General features: G+C 61.6%; 18 protein-coding genes. 7 read left to right on the forward strand and 11 right to left on the reverse strand.

Features of this window, described 5'->3' with window-relative positions; genetic code table 11:
* Positions 1–996: a GNAT family N-acetyltransferase gene (locus GQ651_RS09610; RefSeq protein ID WP_160764049.1), complete on the reverse strand. Its 996-nt coding sequence runs from the start codon at positions 994–996 to the stop codon at positions 1–3.
* Between the two features lie 129 nt (positions 997–1125).
* On the opposite strand from GQ651_RS09610, the gene GQ651_RS09615 reads away from it, so the two are divergent.
* Positions 1126–1992: a LysR family transcriptional regulator gene (locus GQ651_RS09615; protein WP_160764050.1), complete on the forward strand. Its 867-nt coding sequence runs from the start codon at positions 1126–1128 to the stop codon at positions 1990–1992.
* A gap of 10 nt (positions 1993–2002) precedes the next feature.
* On the opposite strand, the gene GQ651_RS09620 is transcribed toward GQ651_RS09615, so the two are convergent.
* Together GQ651_RS09620 and GQ651_RS09625 are read right to left on the reverse strand one after the other, a co-directional pair.
* A complete protein-coding gene (locus GQ651_RS09620; protein ID WP_160764051.1) occupies positions 2003–3439 on the reverse strand; it encodes a sensor histidine kinase in 1437 nt (478 codons plus the stop codon).
* A 213-nt stretch (positions 3440–3652) separates the two neighbouring features.
* Positions 3653–4318, reverse strand: coding sequence for a ferredoxin reductase domain-containing protein (locus GQ651_RS09625; RefSeq protein WP_160764052.1), 666 nt, complete (start codon positions 4316–4318; stop codon positions 3653–3655).
* A 102-nt stretch (positions 4319–4420) separates the two neighbouring features.
* On the opposite strand from GQ651_RS09625, the gene GQ651_RS09630 reads away from it, so the two are divergent.
* The 4 genes from GQ651_RS09630 to GQ651_RS09640 all read left to right on the forward strand — a co-directional run bounded on the left by GQ651_RS09630 (position 4421) and on the right by GQ651_RS09640 (position 7703).
* Positions 4421–5413: a DNA topoisomerase IB gene (locus GQ651_RS09630; RefSeq protein WP_160764053.1), complete on the forward strand. Its 993-nt coding sequence runs from the start codon at positions 4421–4423 to the stop codon at positions 5411–5413.
* 39 nt (positions 5414–5452) lie between these two features.
* Positions 5453–6421 carry an amidoligase family protein gene (locus GQ651_RS09635; RefSeq protein WP_160764054.1) on the forward strand — a complete coding sequence of 323 codons (969 nt, stop codon included), beginning with the start codon at positions 5453–5455 and terminating at the stop codon, positions 6419–6421.
* 243 nt (positions 6422–6664) lie between these two features.
* Complete coding sequence (locus GQ651_RS18720) at positions 6665–6820, forward strand: hypothetical protein (RefSeq protein ID WP_227258128.1); 156 nt, start codon at positions 6665–6667, stop codon at positions 6818–6820.
* A gap of 265 nt (positions 6821–7085) precedes the next feature.
* Positions 7086–7703 carry an exopolysaccharide biosynthesis protein gene (locus GQ651_RS09640; protein ID WP_160764055.1) on the forward strand — a complete coding sequence of 206 codons (618 nt, stop codon included), beginning with the start codon at positions 7086–7088 and terminating at the stop codon, positions 7701–7703.
* Positions 7704–7742: 39 nt separating this feature from the next.
* On the opposite strand, the gene GQ651_RS09645 is transcribed toward GQ651_RS09640, so the two are convergent.
* Positions 7743–8987: a DUF2254 domain-containing protein gene (locus GQ651_RS09645; protein ID WP_160764056.1), complete on the reverse strand. Its 1245-nt coding sequence runs from the start codon at positions 8985–8987 to the stop codon at positions 7743–7745.
* Between the two features lie 293 nt (positions 8988–9280).
* Between GQ651_RS09645 and GQ651_RS09650 the strand changes: the two genes are divergently transcribed.
* Positions 9281–9493, forward strand: coding sequence for a hypervirulence associated TUDOR domain-containing protein (locus GQ651_RS09650; protein ID WP_160764057.1), 213 nt, complete (start codon positions 9281–9283; stop codon positions 9491–9493).
* A 29-nt stretch (positions 9494–9522) separates the two neighbouring features.
* On the opposite strand, the gene GQ651_RS09655 is transcribed toward GQ651_RS09650, so the two are convergent.
* Complete coding sequence (locus GQ651_RS09655) at positions 9523–10251, reverse strand: Crp/Fnr family transcriptional regulator (protein ID WP_160764058.1); 729 nt, start codon at positions 10249–10251, stop codon at positions 9523–9525.
* A 98-nt stretch (positions 10252–10349) separates the two neighbouring features.
* Between GQ651_RS09655 and GQ651_RS09660 the strand changes: the two genes are divergently transcribed.
* Positions 10350–10718, forward strand: a complete 369-nt coding sequence (locus GQ651_RS09660; protein WP_160764059.1) for an ANTAR domain-containing protein — start codon at positions 10350–10352, stop codon at positions 10716–10718.
* 7 nt (positions 10719–10725) lie between these two features.
* Here GQ651_RS09660 and GQ651_RS09665 read toward each other — a convergent pair whose 3' ends face one another.
* The 6 genes from GQ651_RS09665 to GQ651_RS09690 all read right to left on the reverse strand — a co-directional run bounded on the left by GQ651_RS09665 (position 10726) and on the right by GQ651_RS09690 (position 16620).
* The gene (locus GQ651_RS09665; protein ID WP_160764060.1) at positions 10726–11193 is read right to left on the reverse strand and encodes a CreA family protein; all 468 of its coding nucleotides are present in this window, start codon (positions 11191–11193) and stop codon (positions 10726–10728) included.
* Between the two features lie 5 nt (positions 11194–11198).
* A complete protein-coding gene (locus GQ651_RS09670; RefSeq protein WP_160764061.1) occupies positions 11199–12218 on the reverse strand; it encodes a phosphatase domain-containing protein in 1020 nt (339 codons plus the stop codon).
* A 110-nt stretch (positions 12219–12328) separates the two neighbouring features.
* A complete protein-coding gene (locus GQ651_RS09675; protein ID WP_160764062.1) occupies positions 12329–12577 on the reverse strand; it encodes a hypothetical protein in 249 nt (82 codons plus the stop codon).
* Positions 12578–12637: 60 nt separating this feature from the next.
* Entirely contained in the window at positions 12638–14296 is a 1659-nt protein-coding gene (locus GQ651_RS09680) for a mechanosensitive ion channel family protein (protein ID WP_160764063.1), read from the reverse strand.
* A gap of 42 nt (positions 14297–14338) precedes the next feature.
* Entirely contained in the window at positions 14339–15706 is a 1368-nt protein-coding gene (locus GQ651_RS09685) for a mechanosensitive ion channel domain-containing protein (protein ID WP_160764064.1), read from the reverse strand.
* A 62-nt stretch (positions 15707–15768) separates the two neighbouring features.
* Complete coding sequence (locus GQ651_RS09690; RefSeq protein WP_264464694.1) at positions 15769–16620, reverse strand: YihY/virulence factor BrkB family protein; 852 nt, start codon at positions 16618–16620, stop codon at positions 15769–15771.
* Positions 16621–16778 lie beyond the last annotated feature (158 nt).

The raw sequence follows: 16778 nt of genomic DNA on the forward strand, positions 1-16778 counted from the left end.
TCACCGCTTGATCGACCAGACCATTGCGGTCTCGTAGCCCGCGCGACGGAGCAGATCGACTTTCGAATGCCAGCCCGCCGGGCAGACGACGAACGCCGCGCCGACCCCGCGTGCGGCCAGCGCGCCCTCGGCGGCACGGAGAAGCGTCATTGCCCCCTGCCCTTCGCCGGCGAGGTGTTCGATGTCCGCGTAATCGACATGGTAGTAGTCGTCGATCACACCGGTGCCGACCACGTCATGCGCAGGCGGGAAATGGATACGGGATGCGGGTTGCGCAATCGCATAGCCATCGAGCGCGTCTGCGGTGCCCATCACCATCATGTCCCGGTCGGCCAGCGTCAGGCTGCGGGTCATCCAGGCGGCGAACCGCGCGTCAGCCTCGGCGTGGATTTCCCAGAACGGCTCGATCTCGAAAAGGGTATGGCGATTCTCGGCGCTTCGGGCGACGATGCCGGGGATATCGGCCTCGGTCGCTGGGCGGACACCCGCCTGTGCGCCGCTATCGCCAAGATCGTTCCGGGACAGGTACAGGGTCAGGGGCGCGAAGCCCGCTTCCTCGAACGCGCTTCGCCAGACCTCTCCCGTCACGAAGGTGGACAGCAACACCTGAGCGCCCGCCTCCCTCAGCGCGCGTTCACCCGCTGCGACAAGCGCCGTGACCGTACCGTCCGGAGCCTCGGGCGCGGCGTAGGAATCCGCCAAGATCAGGCCCGGCATCCCGAAGCGGCCCTTGTAGATCGGCGGCACCGGTAAAAGCATCGCGTGGACCACGCCAAGAAGATCATCGCCGTCCTCGGCCACCTGCCAGAACTGGCGGACCGGCTGGTCTTCGGCGGTGAGTGCATAGGCCAGCTCCTCTTCCACCCGATGCCGTGTGTTATCGGCAACGCCCCACAAGATCGGGTCGACGGCCGCACGCTCGCCCGCGTCCAGGAGCAGAAGGTCGGCAAGGCGCGGAATATCGTCCGGCGTAGCGTCACGAATTGAAAGGGTCATCGTCGGTTCCCGAGCTTTGGCTGTCAAAAAGAGCCCTTCCCCTTATCGGCAACCACGTCGCGTTTGACAAAGCAGGACAATTCTCCGAGCGTTCAGAAAATCTAACGGCTTGAGGACTCTGTGCGACATGTGAACCTGAATGCCCTGCGGGTCTTCACCGTGGTGGCCGAGCACGGAAACCTGCAGCGGGCGGCTGATAGGCTGAACCTGTCGCGAGGCGCCGTTTCGCAGCGGATCAAACAGCTCGAGGTCGATCTCGGCACTGTGCTTCTGGAACGCGGCGCACGGGGCGTGGCCCTGACCGAGGACGGCGAACGCTGCCGTGCCGCGATGGTCGAGGCGCTTTCCCTCATCGAGACCGCGCTGTCCGGCATCGGTGACAAGGATGGGACGATCACGATCCACCTCGGCTCTTCAACGGCGACAAAATGGCTGATGCCGCGGATGGACCGCTTTCGCGCCGAATTCCCCGACGTGGCACTGACCACCGAAATCCACGAAACACGACTGAGGCGAAGCCTGGGTCCGAACGAATTAGCGATATGGCCGGGAAGCGCGCCTGACGGAAATCCTGCGCATCTGTCTTGCGTGCTCACCGAAATTCGCCTTGTCGCCGTATGCGCGCCGAGCTTGGCCCGACCGGCGGGCACGCTGGACACCGCAGCGCTTCTTGCCCTGCCGTTTCTGCAGGACGCCAATCGTCACTGGGACAGGCTGGTAGAAGAGAGCGGAGCCAAGAAACAGGCGAAGCCTCTGAACGTGGACCGGTCCGCGCTGGCGCTCGATGCGGCGATCAACGGGCACGGGGTCGCCATCGCGCCGGCCTACATGGTCGAAGCAGACATTGCCCGTGGAAGGCTTAGCGAGATCTGGTCCGATCCCGAACCGCCCCGACAGCAGCTTTACCTGTCATGGTCACGCGAGGATTTAGGGCATCGAACCGCGGGAAAGGTCGTGGACTGGATTCGCGCCGGTTTCGGACATCCGTGCGAATAAGCGACCCAGGCTATTCGATGCTTGCGAGGTCGATCTCGAGCTTCGAAAGATATGTCTCGCCCTCGTCGGTGCTGATCGTCGCGCCAAGGTTCTCGGCCATCTGCGCAACCAAGCGCGACCCGATCCCTGTCGAAGGAATCCGTCTGATGCTGCCGGGATCGAGAACGGTATTCGACACCTCGAGCGTCAGTAAGTCTTCCACAATCCTCAGCCGCACGTGGATGGGTTCCGAGCTGTCCGGGTGGAAGCCATATTTCAGTGCGTTCGTCAGCATTTCGTTGATGATCAGGCCAAGGGACACCGCTGGCTGGCTGCCGACGAAAACCTCCCTGTCGCCCAGATCTGGAATCAGCCTGTCCGTGCCAATGGCCACGCTTCGAAGGGTGTGATCGACAAGCTGACGTATAAGTTGGTTCAGTGACACCTGCAGATCGGATGCGGTCATCTGCATCAGACCGTGGACGGCAGAGACTGCCTCGATCCGCTCCGCGATCCCATTCAGGACGCCAACGAGGTCTTCAAGACTTGCATCATCGCCCTGCTTCACAAGGCTGCGACGCTCGACATTTATCATGGCCAGGGACAGCATCAGGCTGTTCTTGATCCGGTGGTTCGCCTCTTCGACCAGAGCCGTCTTCATCTGGTTTTCGCGGTCGAGCTGACGGCGTTGACGCTCGATATCCGTGAAGTCCGCGAAGGTGCCGACCAGTTTCCGGCGGCGGTCATGTGGATCGATGACCACTTCCCCGCGGATACGCAGAAACCGCTCGGTTCCATCGGGGCGATTGACGCGGTAGTCGAAGGCAGCGATTTCACCGCGCGGTGCGGCAAATACCCGGTCGACCTCGGCATAGACCGCTGGCAAGTCCTCGGGGTCGACCCGCTCGAAAAACGGCCCAGCAAGATCACCCGCCTCGCCCGGAGCGAATCCGAACATCTCGTCCACAGCCTCGCTTCGATCGAAGCGGCCGCTGCTGGGGTCGAACGTGAAATAACTGACGGCGGTCGTGGCGACGGCGGATCGTTTTTCCGCCGAGGAGAGCTCTTCCGAGAGAACGCGGTCTGTGACATCGCGGGCGATTTGGAGGATGGCCACCGTCTCGCCTTCTTCCACGATGGGCGACATCTGGATCTTCCAGTAGCGCTCTTCGTAGTCTCCCGCCTCATTCACAAGATCATAGCGGTATGGACCGATACTGACTGGCGCGCCCGTCTCCAGAATGGCGCGCACGGTCGAGCGGATCGCGTCCATCGCGGCGTCGCCGCCTTCCTCGTCGGTGGGCGGAAAGGCCTCGAACATGCCGCGACCGGCGATATCCAGATCGGGCGTTGCCGTCATCTCGACATGCGCCGGGTTTCGCCAAAGAAGTGTGAGATTCTGGTTGGGTTCGAAAATCAGGGCAGCGAAGGGTGCAGTTTCGAGTGCCTTGCCAGCAAGGCGCAGCACGTTCTCAGCTGCATTGGCAGACGCCCAAGATACAGAAACATCCACCACACTTTTCCTCGCTTACACGCGCAGAAACTATCTCATTGGCGGGCGCATTCAAGAGTTTGCACAGAGCGTTTTTCGCCCGGAACCCTCAAGACCTAGAGAAAACGACCGCCGCACAACGGAGTGCGGCGGACTTGGGCGCATACATCGCGATTTATCTCAGGAAATTTACTCTTCGCGGATCAAATTACCTTCGGAGACACCTCTTTCCGACAGCAGTTCGGCCACGGCGTCTTCCATCGGCGGCGGGCCGCAGAGGTAAAAACGGCCCGAGAAATCATCCACGACATCGTCGAGGAGCGACCCGTCAACCTGACCCTTGCGAAGACCGTCCCGCGCGCCTTCTGCCACCACGAATGTGGTCTTCAGATCGGGCAGCGTCTCCCAAAGCGGACGAAGGATGATGTCCTCCGGTGCGCGGTTGGCAAAGATCAGATGGCATCCCTTCAGCGAGCCATGGCGTTCGCGGTGGCGAAGAATGCCGAGGAAGGGCGTGATTCCCGCACCGCCCGCGATGAACACGCCCGGACCCTTGTCCTCGATTGCGCCCCAGGCATCGTCGATCAGAACCGAGTCACCAGGGACCAGACCTGGCAGCTTTTCGGTGACGCCATCATGGTCGGGATAAGATTTGATCGTGAAAGACAGGATACCGGCGTCGGGATCGGAGGTGAACGTGAACGGTCTCTTCTCGTCGCGCCATCCGTCCCGGTCGAGCGCCATTTCGGTCGCTTGGCCGGGCGTGAACGAATAGCCGTCCGGCTTGTCGAAAATATAGGTTTTCACATCCGGCGTCAGCGGAACCGTTTCGAGCAGGGTCAGTCGGTGCGTCATTCGGTGTCCTTTCGGTCTTTGTCTTTGCTGTTCGATGACCCAACAAAGCGGCGCAGACACGGTTCCGAGGGAACGCGCGGGGCGTGACGGCGTTCTCCGCTCATGAGCGAGCTTGTCTTCTATCCCGATGACCGTCCCGGCTTCACGCGTATCCGGCGCGGACGAGGCTTCAGCTATCGTGCCCCCGACGGCACGCGGGTCGGTTGCCAGGAGACGCGGCAACGCCTGGAAAAGCTCGCTGTCCCGCCGGCATATGAGAGCGTTTGGATCAGCCCCAAGATCAACGGTCACCTGCGCGCTTCCGGACGCGACGACCGCGCGCGCAAGCAGTACATGTACCATCCCGACTGGACCCGTCTGCGCGATGCCAAGAAGTTCGACCGCCTTGCAGAGTTCGGCGCGGCTCTGCCCGCGCTCCGGCGCTGGATCGGTCGGAACCTGAAAGGCGAGATCGGCGCGCGGGACACCGCCGTCGCCGCCGCGCTTGCGCTCATCGACCGCCTTTCCATGCGTGTGGGCAACCCGGAATACAGCCGAGAGAACGGAAGCTACGCCGCAACGACGCTGACGGCCCGGCACCTGACGTGCGAGGACAGATCGGTGCAACTGAGCTGGCCCGCCAAGGGCGGGCGCAGCGTCGAGAAGCCGGTCACCGGCAGACTTCTCCGCGAGGTTCTCGACGCGATGGCGAAGGCACCCGGACGACAGCTTCTGATCTGGAATGACAACGGTCGCACGAGAGCTGTTCGCGCCTCCGACCTCAATGCGCGGGTAGCCGAGATTGCCGGCGACGGGTTCTCCGCCAAGACCTTTCGGACATGGAACGGAAGCCACGCCGCCTTTCTTGCTGCCACCCGAAGTGACGACGCCCCCACCATCGCCAGTCTGACCGAAGCAGCGGCAGAGCGATTGCACAACACGCCAGCCATTGCGCGGTCCAGCTACGTGCATCCCGCCATTCTGGACGCGCGCGAAACGCTGCCCGGCAACATGCTTCAGGACGCGCCGAGCGGCCTGCGGAGGGGAGAGGCCGAGCTTCAGGTCTTTCTCAACGACGCACCCTCTCTCGCCGGCGATATTCTGCTTGTCGAGTGACGTCGTGGAACCATTTGTCTGCCCGGTGCTTTAGCGGGCATGACAAACGGTTTTGATGGCGGTCTTCCCGCCGCACTTCCCTGCCCTATCGATGCCGACGGCAAACGTCGCCTCATCGGCATCGAAATCGAATTTGCGGGCCTTTCCGCTTCCGATGCTGCCGCCATCCTCGCGCGTGCGACCGGCGGACGGGCTTTCCAAACAGACGATGGCTGGCGTTGCGAGACGCCCCTCTTCGGAACCTGCGATCTTTCTCTTGATACCGCGTGGCGGGGGACGCTTGCCACTCTGGGCGGCACCGGTGTGCTTGACCTCGCGCAAAGCGTGGTTCCGGTGGAACTTGTCACCGAGCCTTTCGATCCGAAGCATCTGCCCGCGTTTGACGCGGCGCTCGAAGCGCTGCGGGATGCGGGGGCGGCAGGATCACGCGGATCGCTCATGCATTGCCTCGGGGTTCATCTGAACGTGGACGCCGCGTCGCTCAACGCTCCCCATATCGCTGCCGTAGCACGGGCCTATGCGCTGCTAGAGCCTCTCTTGCGCGCCGATATGGGGCTGGATGGCCCGAGCCAAGCCCTGCCCTTCGTCGATCCGTATCCCGAAGAACTGACGGATGCGCTGACGATGGACTTGGGCGGTGGCCTCGCTGTTCTCGCAGATCTCTATCTTCGGCACACTCGATCGCAACACCACGGGCTCGACCTATTGCCGCTTCTGGCCCACGCGCTTCCGGACAAAGTCCGAGACGCAGTCGGATATGACGAGAATATCGCGCCGCGCCCGGCGTGGCACTATCGCTTGCCCGAAAGCCGTATCGATGAGCCCGGCGGGAGCATTAGCCGGGAGTGGCACTATTGGTGCATGGTCGAGGCCGTGGCGAAGAACCCGGCATGTCTCTCTGCCCTCTGCCGCGCATGGGCCCGCTATCGGGCCGGTGGCGGGGAGCGGGACTGGGTGACGGTAAGCCGCTCTGTTCTGGACGCGGGCCAGAACGCCGTCGCTGCATGAGCCGGACTACCATTGGTTTCATCGACCCGAAACGGAACCAGCCGCCTGCCGCTACGTTGATCAATAGAAGTGGCAGCAAGGCTGCCTGAAACGAAGCAGGCCAGTCCGACAGGCGAGATGAACGACGCGATTTCGGGATCGCGCCTGTCTTTCCGGAGATTCCCGTAGAGACGGGACGAACGGGGCAAGTTCCCCTCTCCGGAGGTTCCTGGCCGAGATACTCGATACCGATGGAGATTGAACATGGATGGAAGTTTTTTGCTCATTTTGCTTGCGATCGTGACGCTCGGGGCGGTGATGGCATTTGCCCTGTATTCCAAAAAGCGCACGCAGGACCGTCTTGAAGATGACGACGCGCCGAAGTCGACGCTGGCTGCAGACACGCCGGACCACCGTTGAGCACCACTATGCGTCAGAAAGAAACGAGGCCCGGAGCATCAGCTCCGGGCCTTTTTTCACCCACCCAAACCACTAACAAAGAACGCTTCGACATCTGTCTTTCGCAATGTCCGCCGTCCCCGACGGGGGCGCTCTGGCGCATGTAAGTTAAACGCCACGAGGCGTGTCGGGTTCCGTCAGCCGCAGGTGTTTTTTTAACAACCGGACAGACACTGTGCGCCGGAACCCTTGCTCGGCTGATGGGTTCATTGAGCAGGACGGACCGATGGCATTTCACGCTCTTGCCTGTCCTGAAAGGAACGGTTTCAAGACGATGACAACACAGGCAGCGAGCAACCTTTTGGACGCCTTGAGTCCCGACAAGTCCAATGAGCGTGTGACCTTGGGCGACATCGCCGATCGCGCGGGCCGCGAAGGTTACGCAGCCCTTGTTCTCGTCCCTGCGGCACTGGTCGCCTCGCCGCTTTCGGGAGTACCGGGTCTGTCCGCGCTGATGGGTATCTCGATTGCGCTGCTCGCCATCCAGATGGCCGCAGGCAGGAGTGGTCTCTGGCTTCCCGGATGGCTACGACGCCGCTCTGTCAACGCGGACAAGCTGGAGAACGCGCTGAAAGCGTTGAGGAAACCCGCGCGCTTCGCGGATCGTTACACGGCGCGTCGGCTCAGCGCGCTGACCAGTGACATTGCCGGCAGATTGATTGCCGTTCTTGCCTGCATCGGCGGCCTCGCCATGCCGTTTCTTGAACTTGTGCCGTTCTCATCGAGCATTATCGGCAGCGTCATTGCCGTTCAGATGCTGGGTCTTTTCACTCGCGATGGCTTGGTCGTTCTTGCCAGCCTCGTGCCGCCGCTTATTGCCGGGGCAGTGGCGCTGTACATCTAGCACACTCCGGTCAACGCCCGTTTTGATGGCGCGTCGAGCTCAGACATTTATCTCCCTCAATTCCTCCAGCTCCTGATCGAGGAGGCCCGCGCTCTTGCTGTACGCCATGGCAAGATCCGCCATGTCGCGCACAGCGGCCTCGAGCGACGGATCTCCGCATTTCGCCAGCTCGGCCAAGGCGCGCCTCAGGTGCTTGGCCACCTCGATCGTACCGGCGCCGTCACGCGCAATCGACCGAAATGCAGCATCCACAAGATGCTCAGGATCCGCGAAACCCGCGAAGACGCGATCCGAAAGTTCGGCATCCTCATCCGGTTCGGTGCGGGCATAGTGCCAGAGGAGCGATTTGAGCAAGCACAGCGCCTGGATGGCCGTTCCAGGGTCGTTGATGCCGGGCGACAGAGCGCGCGACGCGCTTTCGGCCAGCACGGTCAGCCCGAACTCGGCATCCTGATCCTGACTGCGTGTATCGCCGATGGTGAAGGCATCGCTGAGGCTCGACACAAGATCGTCGCTTGGGGATCCGGTGACCTCGGCAACCGGAGCGCCTTCGAGGACGTGCATTCCGGCGCGCACGTCGATCCGCAGCCGTTCCGATGCGCCGATGCATTCGTGAAGCTGCCCGATATCGACCAACTGAACGAAGCCCGACGATGGGGCCGGAATCTTCACCGCATCGTCAGGCCAGTCCGTAAGATCGGACAGCGGGCGTGCACCGTGCCTTGGGTGGCGGGCTATTTCGGTCAGCGTTTCCTCGGCCCGCGCCTGCGCGACGCGCAGGCTTTCATCGACGCTGCCGAGCGTTGTCAGATGGCTGATCCATCGCAAGAGCGAGAAAACGACGCCGAGGACAACGAGGATCGTCAGACCCATCACCAGAAGCGCGGCCTCTTCCCGGTAGAAGCCGGCCCGGTAAAGGATGATCGAACTCAGGGAATAAACGAAGGCACCGATGAAGGCGGCCAGCACGGATTGCGTCGTTGTGTCTTCCAGAAGAATGCGGTGCACGCGCGGCGTGGTCGCATTCGCGGCCGCGCGATGGGCCGCCACCATGATGTTTAACGAGAAGGTCGAGACTGCCAGCATCGACGAGGCAAGGATCGTCAGAACCGGCAGGACCGACGAGAAGGTCATCTCGATGTCCAGAAGGTCATTAATCCACGCCGCACCGAGCGGACCGAGGAACGCAGCCAGAAGCGACGACAGCGCGTAAAGAACGACGCGCAGGCCCATATTGCGGTAGTAGCGCCGGAAAAACAGAATGAGGCGTCTCAGACGGCCCATGGAACATACCCCGCTTGCGTCACTGGTGATGGCCTCGCGGCATATACCATCGTCTTCGTTTTCCTCGATATCGACGCCGCATGAGAGCACAGGACGTCACCGATCCGAAAGCCCAATCGGGACACGCATTGCGGCGGCAAGCTCTGTACGGAGCCCTTGTCAGGCATGATCTCAACGACAGCGCGGCACAACTGTTCCGTGCCACGCTCGCGTGACGGCGCCGAGGGGAACCGTGTGACTGGCGGCACGTTGTACGACAGGACATCTGACTTTGTGACTTTGGGGGTGAAGGTATGAGTATTTCGAAAGGAGACCGCGTGTCTTGGTCATGGGGGTCGGGTGAGGCGACGGGGAGGGTCGTGGAGGTCTTCACATCCGAGGTAACGCGCACGCTCAAAGGCAACGAGGTGACAAGAAAGGCCACGGACGACGAGCCGGCCTACCTGATCGAACAGGATGATGGCGACGAGGTTCTGAAGTCATTTACGGAGGTCGAAAAGGCCTGATCCGGCAAGAGCCGCGCGCAGCCGGTGCGTCAGATCAAAGGACGCGTTTCTGCAGAATCCTCTTCCATCATCGCCAGTTGGCGCGCGACGTCCATCTCAAGGAATCGCAGCGTTCCGTCCTGCCACGACAGAACCTGCCGGTCGCGCAGTTTCTGTAGCGTCTTGTTCGTGTGGACGAGTGACAGCCCGACTGCATCGGCAAGATCCTGCTGACGATACGGAAAGGCGCAGGCCTCGTCCGACACAAGCCCGAGGCCGTCGCAACGGTCGAAAAATCGCACAAGCCCCCAACAAATGCGCTGTATCGCATCCATCTGACCAACACTCGCCAAAGCCTCTCCGAGGAAGTGTTCCTCGACAGACGCAAGCCATGTCAGATCATAAGCGCGTTGCGGTTGCTGACGGTACATCGTCCACAGGTCCGATCGGTTGAACACGCAGAGTGTCATGGTCGTTGTCGCCTCTGCCGAGTGCTTCATTTCGCCCATAACCCCCGATTGAAGCCCGAGAAAATCACCGGGGAGTATGAAGTTGACCACGTGCCGGCGACCGTTGGGTAGAACCTTGTAACGCAGGCCCATTCCACGGAGGACGGTGAAAAGCTGCGGGCTTCGCGCACCCTCCATCAGGATCTGAGCGCCTTTATCCAGCTTGGTCTCGCCCACCTTGAACGTGCCCATGAACTGGATTTCTTCCTCCGTCATCTCGTCGAAGATTTCGGCTTTCCGAAGGGGGCATGTCTTGCAGTCTACGACCATGGAAACTGGTACCCGCTATGTCTTGGTTTAATGAAAGCGACTCGCTGCCTCTGGATAAGAATGCTCAAGGCTAACCTGAGTGAGACGAGTAGCATAGAATGAAAGACACAACCCAAAAGCCCGGAAGGCGGGCCCTCATCGTCACGGCCAAAACGCTGGTCGCGGACGACCTCAAAGACATCCTTCTGGGCAAGGGTTTCATGGCTGTCGATGCGGTCATGGATCCCATCGACATGCCGGACGCCCGGTACGACGTGGCATTTCTGGATATTCCCGTGGCCCGGGTTCTGGGAGATGCGCGACTGCGCGCGATGCAGGACGGCGGGACGAGCATCATCATCCTGAACGGGCTTTCGAAAGACACCATCCAGCGCAATGCCGGCATTCTGGTCCTTTCCCAGCCATTTCGGACCGACGACGTCCACGAGATCCTCATGCGTGCCGAAGCAGACGGTGGCGACCGATAGGAGTGGCTCAGCCATCATCGCCCGTGGGTGTAAACAGCGGGACAGTGGACACCGACATCTTGGCCGAGCCGTTCTGAACATCGCGCGCGTGTGACACGTAGACTAGCGTCCGGTTCTCTTCGTCGAAGACGCGCGTGATGCGAATGGACTTCCAGATGATGGACCGGCGCTCCGCGAAGACGGCCTCGCCGTTCTGGGATCTGTCGATATCACCCAGAGTGATCGGGCCGGTCTGACGGCAGGCCACGGACGAGTTCGATGGGTCCTCGAACCAGTTTCCCTTCTGCAGCCGGTCGATCAGCCCGCGTTCAAAATAGGCAACATGACAGGTCACGCCGGCAACCTTCGGGTCTTCGAAGGCCTCGACAATGATGTCGTTGCCAAGCCAGTCGATATCGATCTTGCCGACCTGCTCGGCGGCCACAGGGGCGGCCAGCAGAGTTAGGGCGGCAAGGGCAGTGACGACGCGTCTCATGGAATTCATGCTCCTTGGTCTGGTGGGGGATCGTCGGCGGACAGATACGCCGTCAACGTTTCATGGAAACCGGCAAAGCTGCGGCCGCAAAGGGTCAGGACGCCACGCTGGCGCAGCGCTTCGATATTGCGCAGGCTGTCGCGCTCGATGGACGCACCGGGCGTTCTGAGAATGACGGCACGGATACGGTCGCCGTGTCGTTCGGACGCATCGAGATAGACCTTCGCATCCTCCTGACCGGTATCCCCGATCAGGATCGCGTCACGGGACGGGTTGGCGCCGAGGATGGTGTCGATCGCGCGCCCCTTGTGATCGCCATGACCGTCGGTGACGAATTTCGCCTCGTCCAGCCCGAGATCCCGAAGGAACATCGGACCCGGCACAACCGCGTTCCTGTCGAACACCGCTTCAAGGAAACGGAACAGGTTCCATGGCGAAGAACTGACGTAGAAAACGGGACACTCCTGCTCCCGGTTCAAGCGGTCGAGAAGAACGGCACCGTCGGGAAACACCTGTCGGGTCAGCGGATTGCCCGTCAGCGACGTCCAAAGGTTCTTGAGAAGCGAATAAGCACCGGTCTTCATGATCGTGTCGTCGATATCCGAGATCACCATGGGCGGGTCGCCGGGCGGCGGGGCAAAGACGGGGCACGCGAATTGGCCTTCGATGCCTGGCAAACTGGCGTCGAATAGTAGCCAGCCCTGGGCGCCGTCTCGCGGAATATCGACGCGGAAATACCCTTCTTCGTCGGCACGTACTGTCTGCCCGGCGCAATGCACCTCGGCACCCGGAACCTCGGATGTCAGGAACATCCCCAGCATCTGCCTCAGGTTCGCAATCCGGCTCTGACCGAAACGGGTTTCGCTGTCGCGAAGCTTGCTGTGAACGCGGCCCTGCACAAAGAGGACGTCTTCTGATGCGTATCCGATGAACGGCTCGATGACGCGCGGCGTCCGCTTCAGGGAAAAGCGCCGGGCCACCAGCGCCTCGAGCCGCAGGACGGTTCGATGGATTGTGCCGGTCATCGCGCTCTGCCGATCATGGAAAGCCTTTCGAAACGAAAAAGCCCCGCGCGCGACTTTTCGCGCGAGGGGCGTTGTTGTTCAAAGTTCGCTCTCGGAGAGACTGATCAACGTCAGTTGCTCGCGGTGCGCTCTTCTTCGGGGCTCTCAACGTCGATGGTCGGCACGGTCACGGTGACCTCTTCGGTGCCGGTCTCGATGTCACCTGCCTCGACGTCGAATTCCGGGGCGTTGCCGCCCTCGACGGTCACGTCGACTTCGGGAAGGCTGGCTTCCTCGGTCTGTTCGACGTCAAAAAAGAAAATGCCAAAAGCCACGAGGGCAACAGCGGCGATAATCGCAATGATACTTCCGGTTTTCATCTCAGAAACTCTCCTTTCATTGCAGACATAACGTGCTGATACAAAAGAAGTTCCTCTTTTTTATGCTGCCTCGGCAGGATTCGCCTCGGGGAACATGGCGACATTGTTTTCCCGCCCGATACGCTCGGCGGCAGCAATGATTTTCTCGCGCGCAAGGCAGGCCATATCCCAGGACGAATTCGGGTCGCTGCAGGGCAGAGCAAACCAGACGTCCTTGCCGAAGACATCCTGTTCGGCGACGCGGACCTTCACCGCATCGAGGTCACCCAGCAGGTCCTGGTCGAGTTCCGGAATGATTTCATCGAAGATTTTCCGCAACTGCTCGACGTCGGCCTGATGCGCAAACTTGAGCTTGATGATCCGCAGCATCGCGGGTTCTTTCATCGTCCAGTTCTCGAAATCCGTAGAGACGAATTCCTCGACTGGCACGATCAGCCGGGTGCCGTCCCAGTCACGGAGCTGGACATAGGTAAAGTTGATCCGCTCGACGTGGCAAAGATAGTCCTTGTAGACGATGCGGTCGCCGATCTTGGCGGATCCGTTCAGCGCGATCTGAAGCGAGGCCATGATGTTGCCCAGCACCCGCCGCGCGGCAAAACCCAGAACCAGCGTCAGCGCACCGGCCGTGCCAAGAAGCGTGAGTCCGAGGTTTTCGAAAAGCGTGGTCTGCGACAGGAACATGCCGCCGCCGATCAGCACGACCGCAATCAGAAACGCGCGGCGGGCCGCGGCTATGCGGGTTGCGACCGTCCGCGCGTGAATGGCTTCGCCTTGCGTGATATCGGTGTCCTCGAAACGCGTCACCCGGTCGAGAACCACCTCAACCGCATTCACGAAAAGCCAAAGCGCCGACCCCACGACGCCAAGCCAGGCGAGCGGCGTGAAGACTGTGTTTATAAGGCCGGAAAACACGAAGGCGTCGGCACCGACGAAAAACGCGAATCCGGTGGCGAGGCCAACAGTCACGGGGCCGCGGATCGCCCGCAGGATCTCGCCCGTCATTTGCGCGCCGAACCGGCCGCTGGCCGCATCCAGAGCCTTCCACGCGAGACGCCCGATCAGCGCCGCGAGGATAAGAACAAGCGGAAGCCCGATCAGCTCCCACCCCATCAGACCGAAACCCACCTTCTCACGAAGGCTCTCCGGCAGCATCAGCTCGAACCTGCTGGGACCGTAGCGCTCGGCAAGCGCCGGAATGTCGTCGACGGTTTGTGTGGAAAAAATCCAGACCGGCTCGCCGTCACCGCTCTTGACCCGGCTCAGCCGGATCGACGCGGAATGCGTCGACAGGTCGAGCATCCAGAGACGCAAGGATTTGCGCGGCTCGCCGGCCATCGGCGCATCAGCGTTTTCCCGCTCGTTCAAACCGTCGGGTCTGACGGTAATCGTGTTCCAGTCGATGACCGTCTTTCGGTCGAGCACCGTCGAAAGCTGTTCGGCCAGAAGAGGGCCGAGGATTGCCTGGTTCTCTACGTCGAGACCGGACAGGTCGAGAAGATGCGCCGCGCTCCGCCAGTCGCGTGCGGCTGACAGCCGGACAAAGGTCTCAAGCGTCGCGTGTGGCGTGGTGCGGTCCAGCTCCTCCGGGACGGGCCCAAGCGCCGCATTCAGTTCGTCGGTACAAAACCACCTCTCACGAAGGCAGTCGTCCGTCTGGGCGGCGGCGGGCGCGCTGATGGCGAAGATCAGCGCGAGAATGGCGAATAGCCTGCTTAACATGTGCAAAAAACGCCGATCCGGGCTCCTGGTTCCCCAGAGGCGTCATTCCTGCGCGCTGTTCTCGGTCAGAAGGTTCCGTCCGGCATCGCTTTTCTGCCGTTCCTGCTCTCGGTCCACGGCCTCTTCGGCTGTGCGGTCGGTCTGCTGAGGCGCGGCGGCTTCGGGCAGCGGTTTGCTGACCGGTTGCGGCTGTGGCGCGTCGGGTTTTGCCGGCGCGGCACTGTCGGATTCCAGAAGCGTGGCAGGTCGCCCGTCGAACTTGAGCCGGTAAATCGGCTCGGGCAGACCGAAGCCCGAGGATTCGAGCGCGGTCTTCGTCACTCGGATCGCTTCGCCGCGTGCTTTCAGGAAGTTCGTCTGGGTCTGGTCGACCCACGCGGCAAAGGACAGAACGACATTGGAATCGCCCACTTCGTCGACCCACGCACCAATCGGCGGTTCGGAAAGGATGAAATCCAGACCCTCCAGCGCCTCGACCGACACGGCCAGCGCAGCAGTCAGATCGGCATCTGCGTCAACGCCCAGCTTGAAAACGAAGCGGCGTTGCGGATCGCGCGTGAAGTTCACGATCTTGCCCTTGAAGACCGTGGAATTGGGAATGCGGATATGGTTGCCGTCGGGCGAAATGAGGATGGTGGCGCGCGATGTCAGCCGTGCAACGCTCCCCGTCTCACCGTCGATTTCCACGACGTCATTGGGCCGGAACGGCTGCCTCAGGCTGAGAAGAATGGACGCGATGAAGTTCTCCACCGTATCCCGTACCGCAAAGCCGACTGCCAGCCCCACGACACCAGCCGCGCCGAGTACGGCCCCGATGAGTGCAGTCGCGTTCAGGATATCCAGCGCGACAATGACGCCCAAAAGGACGAAGGCAATACGTGCGACGGCACGGTAGATATCGGCAATGAAGCGGTTCGGCGCCAGCCGCTGCCAGAAGGTCAGGCGCGTAGTCAGAAGCCAGCCCAGTACAGAAATTGCGGCAAGTGCCGCCAAGGCGACACCGAAGATCGGAGCGTTGGCGAAAAGCCTGTCGACCCGGTCGACAAGCCTCTCGACTGCCGGCGCGAGACGTTCGTTCAGGTCAGTCGTCTGGGTGAGCTCGTTGTCGATGGCAACGACGCCTTCCACACGCTCGACTATCCGAACAAGTTCGGCTTCGGCGACCTGATCCAGAACTTCGCCCTGAAGCCGTACGACCCCTGCGCTGACGGCCACCGTGATACTGTCGAACCCCTCGATCTCGGCCAGAACCGCATTGATGCGGTCAGCGATCTGAGTGTCCGAAATCGCCGTTTCACCGACCTCGATGGCGCCTTCCGGACCGGCGGCGTCCTGTGCGCTGAGGGATGTGCAAAAGCCTGCCGCGAACATGAGCAGGGCCATCAGGCGAAGAACTTGTCCGATGCGCATTCTACGCCCTCTTTGATCCCTGGCGCGGTGCCGCGCCGTCCTTCACCCGTTGCCTCCGGGTCCTATCCGGCGACCTGATCCGCCTTGGTGGCGCCGCGTTCGCCCTTCGGACGGGGCGTTCCGACGGTCGTGTCGCCCTCGGCGCGCGCTTCCAACTCGGCGTTCAGAAGTGCCCCCAGAAGCGTAACGAACGCGCTGAGCCATAGCCACATCAAGAGGATAACCACACCAGCGAGCGTGCCGAAAGTTTCGTTGTAGCTGCCGAAGTTCTCGACATAGATCGAAAAACAGAGCGTTCCCACAACCCAGAGAAGGCAGGCAGAAATGCTCCCCGGCGTCAGCCAGCGCCAGCGGGCGCCTTTTCTGTCTGGCCCGTAACGGAACAGGATCGAAAAAAGTACGATCCCAAGGCCGAGAAGAACCGGCCAGCGAAGAGCACCAATCAGCGTTTCCGCGGCAGGCAGCCCGCCGAGCCTGTCGGCCAGCCACGGCAGAAGGGTCAGCGCGGCGACGCTGACAAGGCTCAGCACAACGACGAAGACCGTCAGCGCCAAAGATACCGCCTTGAGCCTGATGAAACCGCGCGTTTCATCCTCGTCGAAGGCGACGTTCAGCCCGGTCATCAGGTTCTGCGTTCCCTTGCTTGCAGCATAGAGCGCAAGTCCGAGACCAATGAGCGCCGTCAGGCCTAGGCCGCCGCTGCTTCCACCGGTCACCTCGCGGACCTGTCCCAGAATGATCTCGCGCGCCGCGTCCGGCAGAAGCGCGGTGAGCGATTGAAGGCGCGGCAGGATTTCGGTCGGTTCCGTCACAAGGCCCGAAACCGCGATAAGGGCGGCGATGCCTGGGAACAGAGCCAAGAGCCCGTAAAAGGCGACACCGGCCGCGATCAGGCCGATATTGTCTTCGCCCATGCGGTCTTTGGTTCGAAGGACCGCATGTTTTAGGTCCTTCCGGTCAAGGTCTTGCGGCGTTGCGTGCCGCGCAGTCTGATGTCGATGCGTATCTGTCATGATTGAGCGAAAACGCCCCGTCGCGCCAATGGTTCCGGCATCCCGTAAGCCGTGGAACG

This window comes from Kangsaoukella pontilimi, assembly GCF_009830125.1.
In the GTDB taxonomy this organism is placed as follows: domain Bacteria; phylum Pseudomonadota; class Alphaproteobacteria; order Rhodobacterales; family Rhodobacteraceae; genus Kangsaoukella; species Kangsaoukella pontilimi.

What these genes read in the sequence shown, in the direction of transcription:
- GQ651_RS09610 (WP_160764049.1), bottom strand. Translation starts at nt 996, where the DNA reads ATGACCCTTTCAATTCGTGACGCTACGCCGGACGATATTCCGCGCCTT.
- GQ651_RS09625 (WP_160764052.1), bottom strand. Translation starts at nt 4,318, where the DNA reads ATGACGCACCGACTGACCCTGCTCGAAACGGTTCCGCTGACGCCGGAT.
- GQ651_RS09630 (WP_160764053.1), top strand. Translation starts at nt 4,421, where the DNA reads ATGAGCGAGCTTGTCTTCTATCCCGATGACCGTCCCGGCTTCACGCGT.
- GQ651_RS09635 (WP_160764054.1), top strand. Translation starts at nt 5,453, where the DNA reads ATGACAAACGGTTTTGATGGCGGTCTTCCCGCCGCACTTCCCTGCCCT.
- GQ651_RS18720 (WP_227258128.1), top strand. Translation starts at nt 6,665, where the DNA reads ATGGATGGAAGTTTTTTGCTCATTTTGCTTGCGATCGTGACGCTCGGG.
- GQ651_RS09640 (WP_160764055.1), top strand. Translation starts at nt 7,086, where the DNA reads ATGGCATTTCACGCTCTTGCCTGTCCTGAAAGGAACGGTTTCAAGACG.
- GQ651_RS09645 (WP_160764056.1), bottom strand. Translation starts at nt 8,987, where the DNA reads ATGGGCCGTCTGAGACGCCTCATTCTGTTTTTCCGGCGCTACTACCGC.
- GQ651_RS09650 (WP_160764057.1), top strand. Translation starts at nt 9,281, where the DNA reads ATGAGTATTTCGAAAGGAGACCGCGTGTCTTGGTCATGGGGGTCGGGT.
- GQ651_RS09655 (WP_160764058.1), bottom strand. Translation starts at nt 10,251, where the DNA reads ATGGTCGTAGACTGCAAGACATGCCCCCTTCGGAAAGCCGAAATCTTC.
- GQ651_RS09660 (WP_160764059.1), top strand. Translation starts at nt 10,350, where the DNA reads ATGAAAGACACAACCCAAAAGCCCGGAAGGCGGGCCCTCATCGTCACG.
- GQ651_RS09665 (WP_160764060.1), bottom strand. Translation starts at nt 11,193, where the DNA reads ATGAGACGCGTCGTCACTGCCCTTGCCGCCCTAACTCTGCTGGCCGCC.
- GQ651_RS09670 (WP_160764061.1), bottom strand. Translation starts at nt 12,218, where the DNA reads ATGACCGGCACAATCCATCGAACCGTCCTGCGGCTCGAGGCGCTGGTG.
- GQ651_RS09675 (WP_160764062.1), bottom strand. Translation starts at nt 12,577, where the DNA reads ATGAAAACCGGAAGTATCATTGCGATTATCGCCGCTGTTGCCCTCGTG.
- GQ651_RS09680 (WP_160764063.1), bottom strand. Translation starts at nt 14,296, where the DNA reads ATGTTAAGCAGGCTATTCGCCATTCTCGCGCTGATCTTCGCCATCAGC.
- GQ651_RS09685 (WP_160764064.1), bottom strand. Translation starts at nt 15,706, where the DNA reads ATGCGCATCGGACAAGTTCTTCGCCTGATGGCCCTGCTCATGTTCGCG.
- GQ651_RS09690 (WP_264464694.1), bottom strand. Translation starts at nt 16,620, where the DNA reads ATGGGCGAAGACAATATCGGCCTGATCGCGGCCGGTGTCGCCTTTTAC.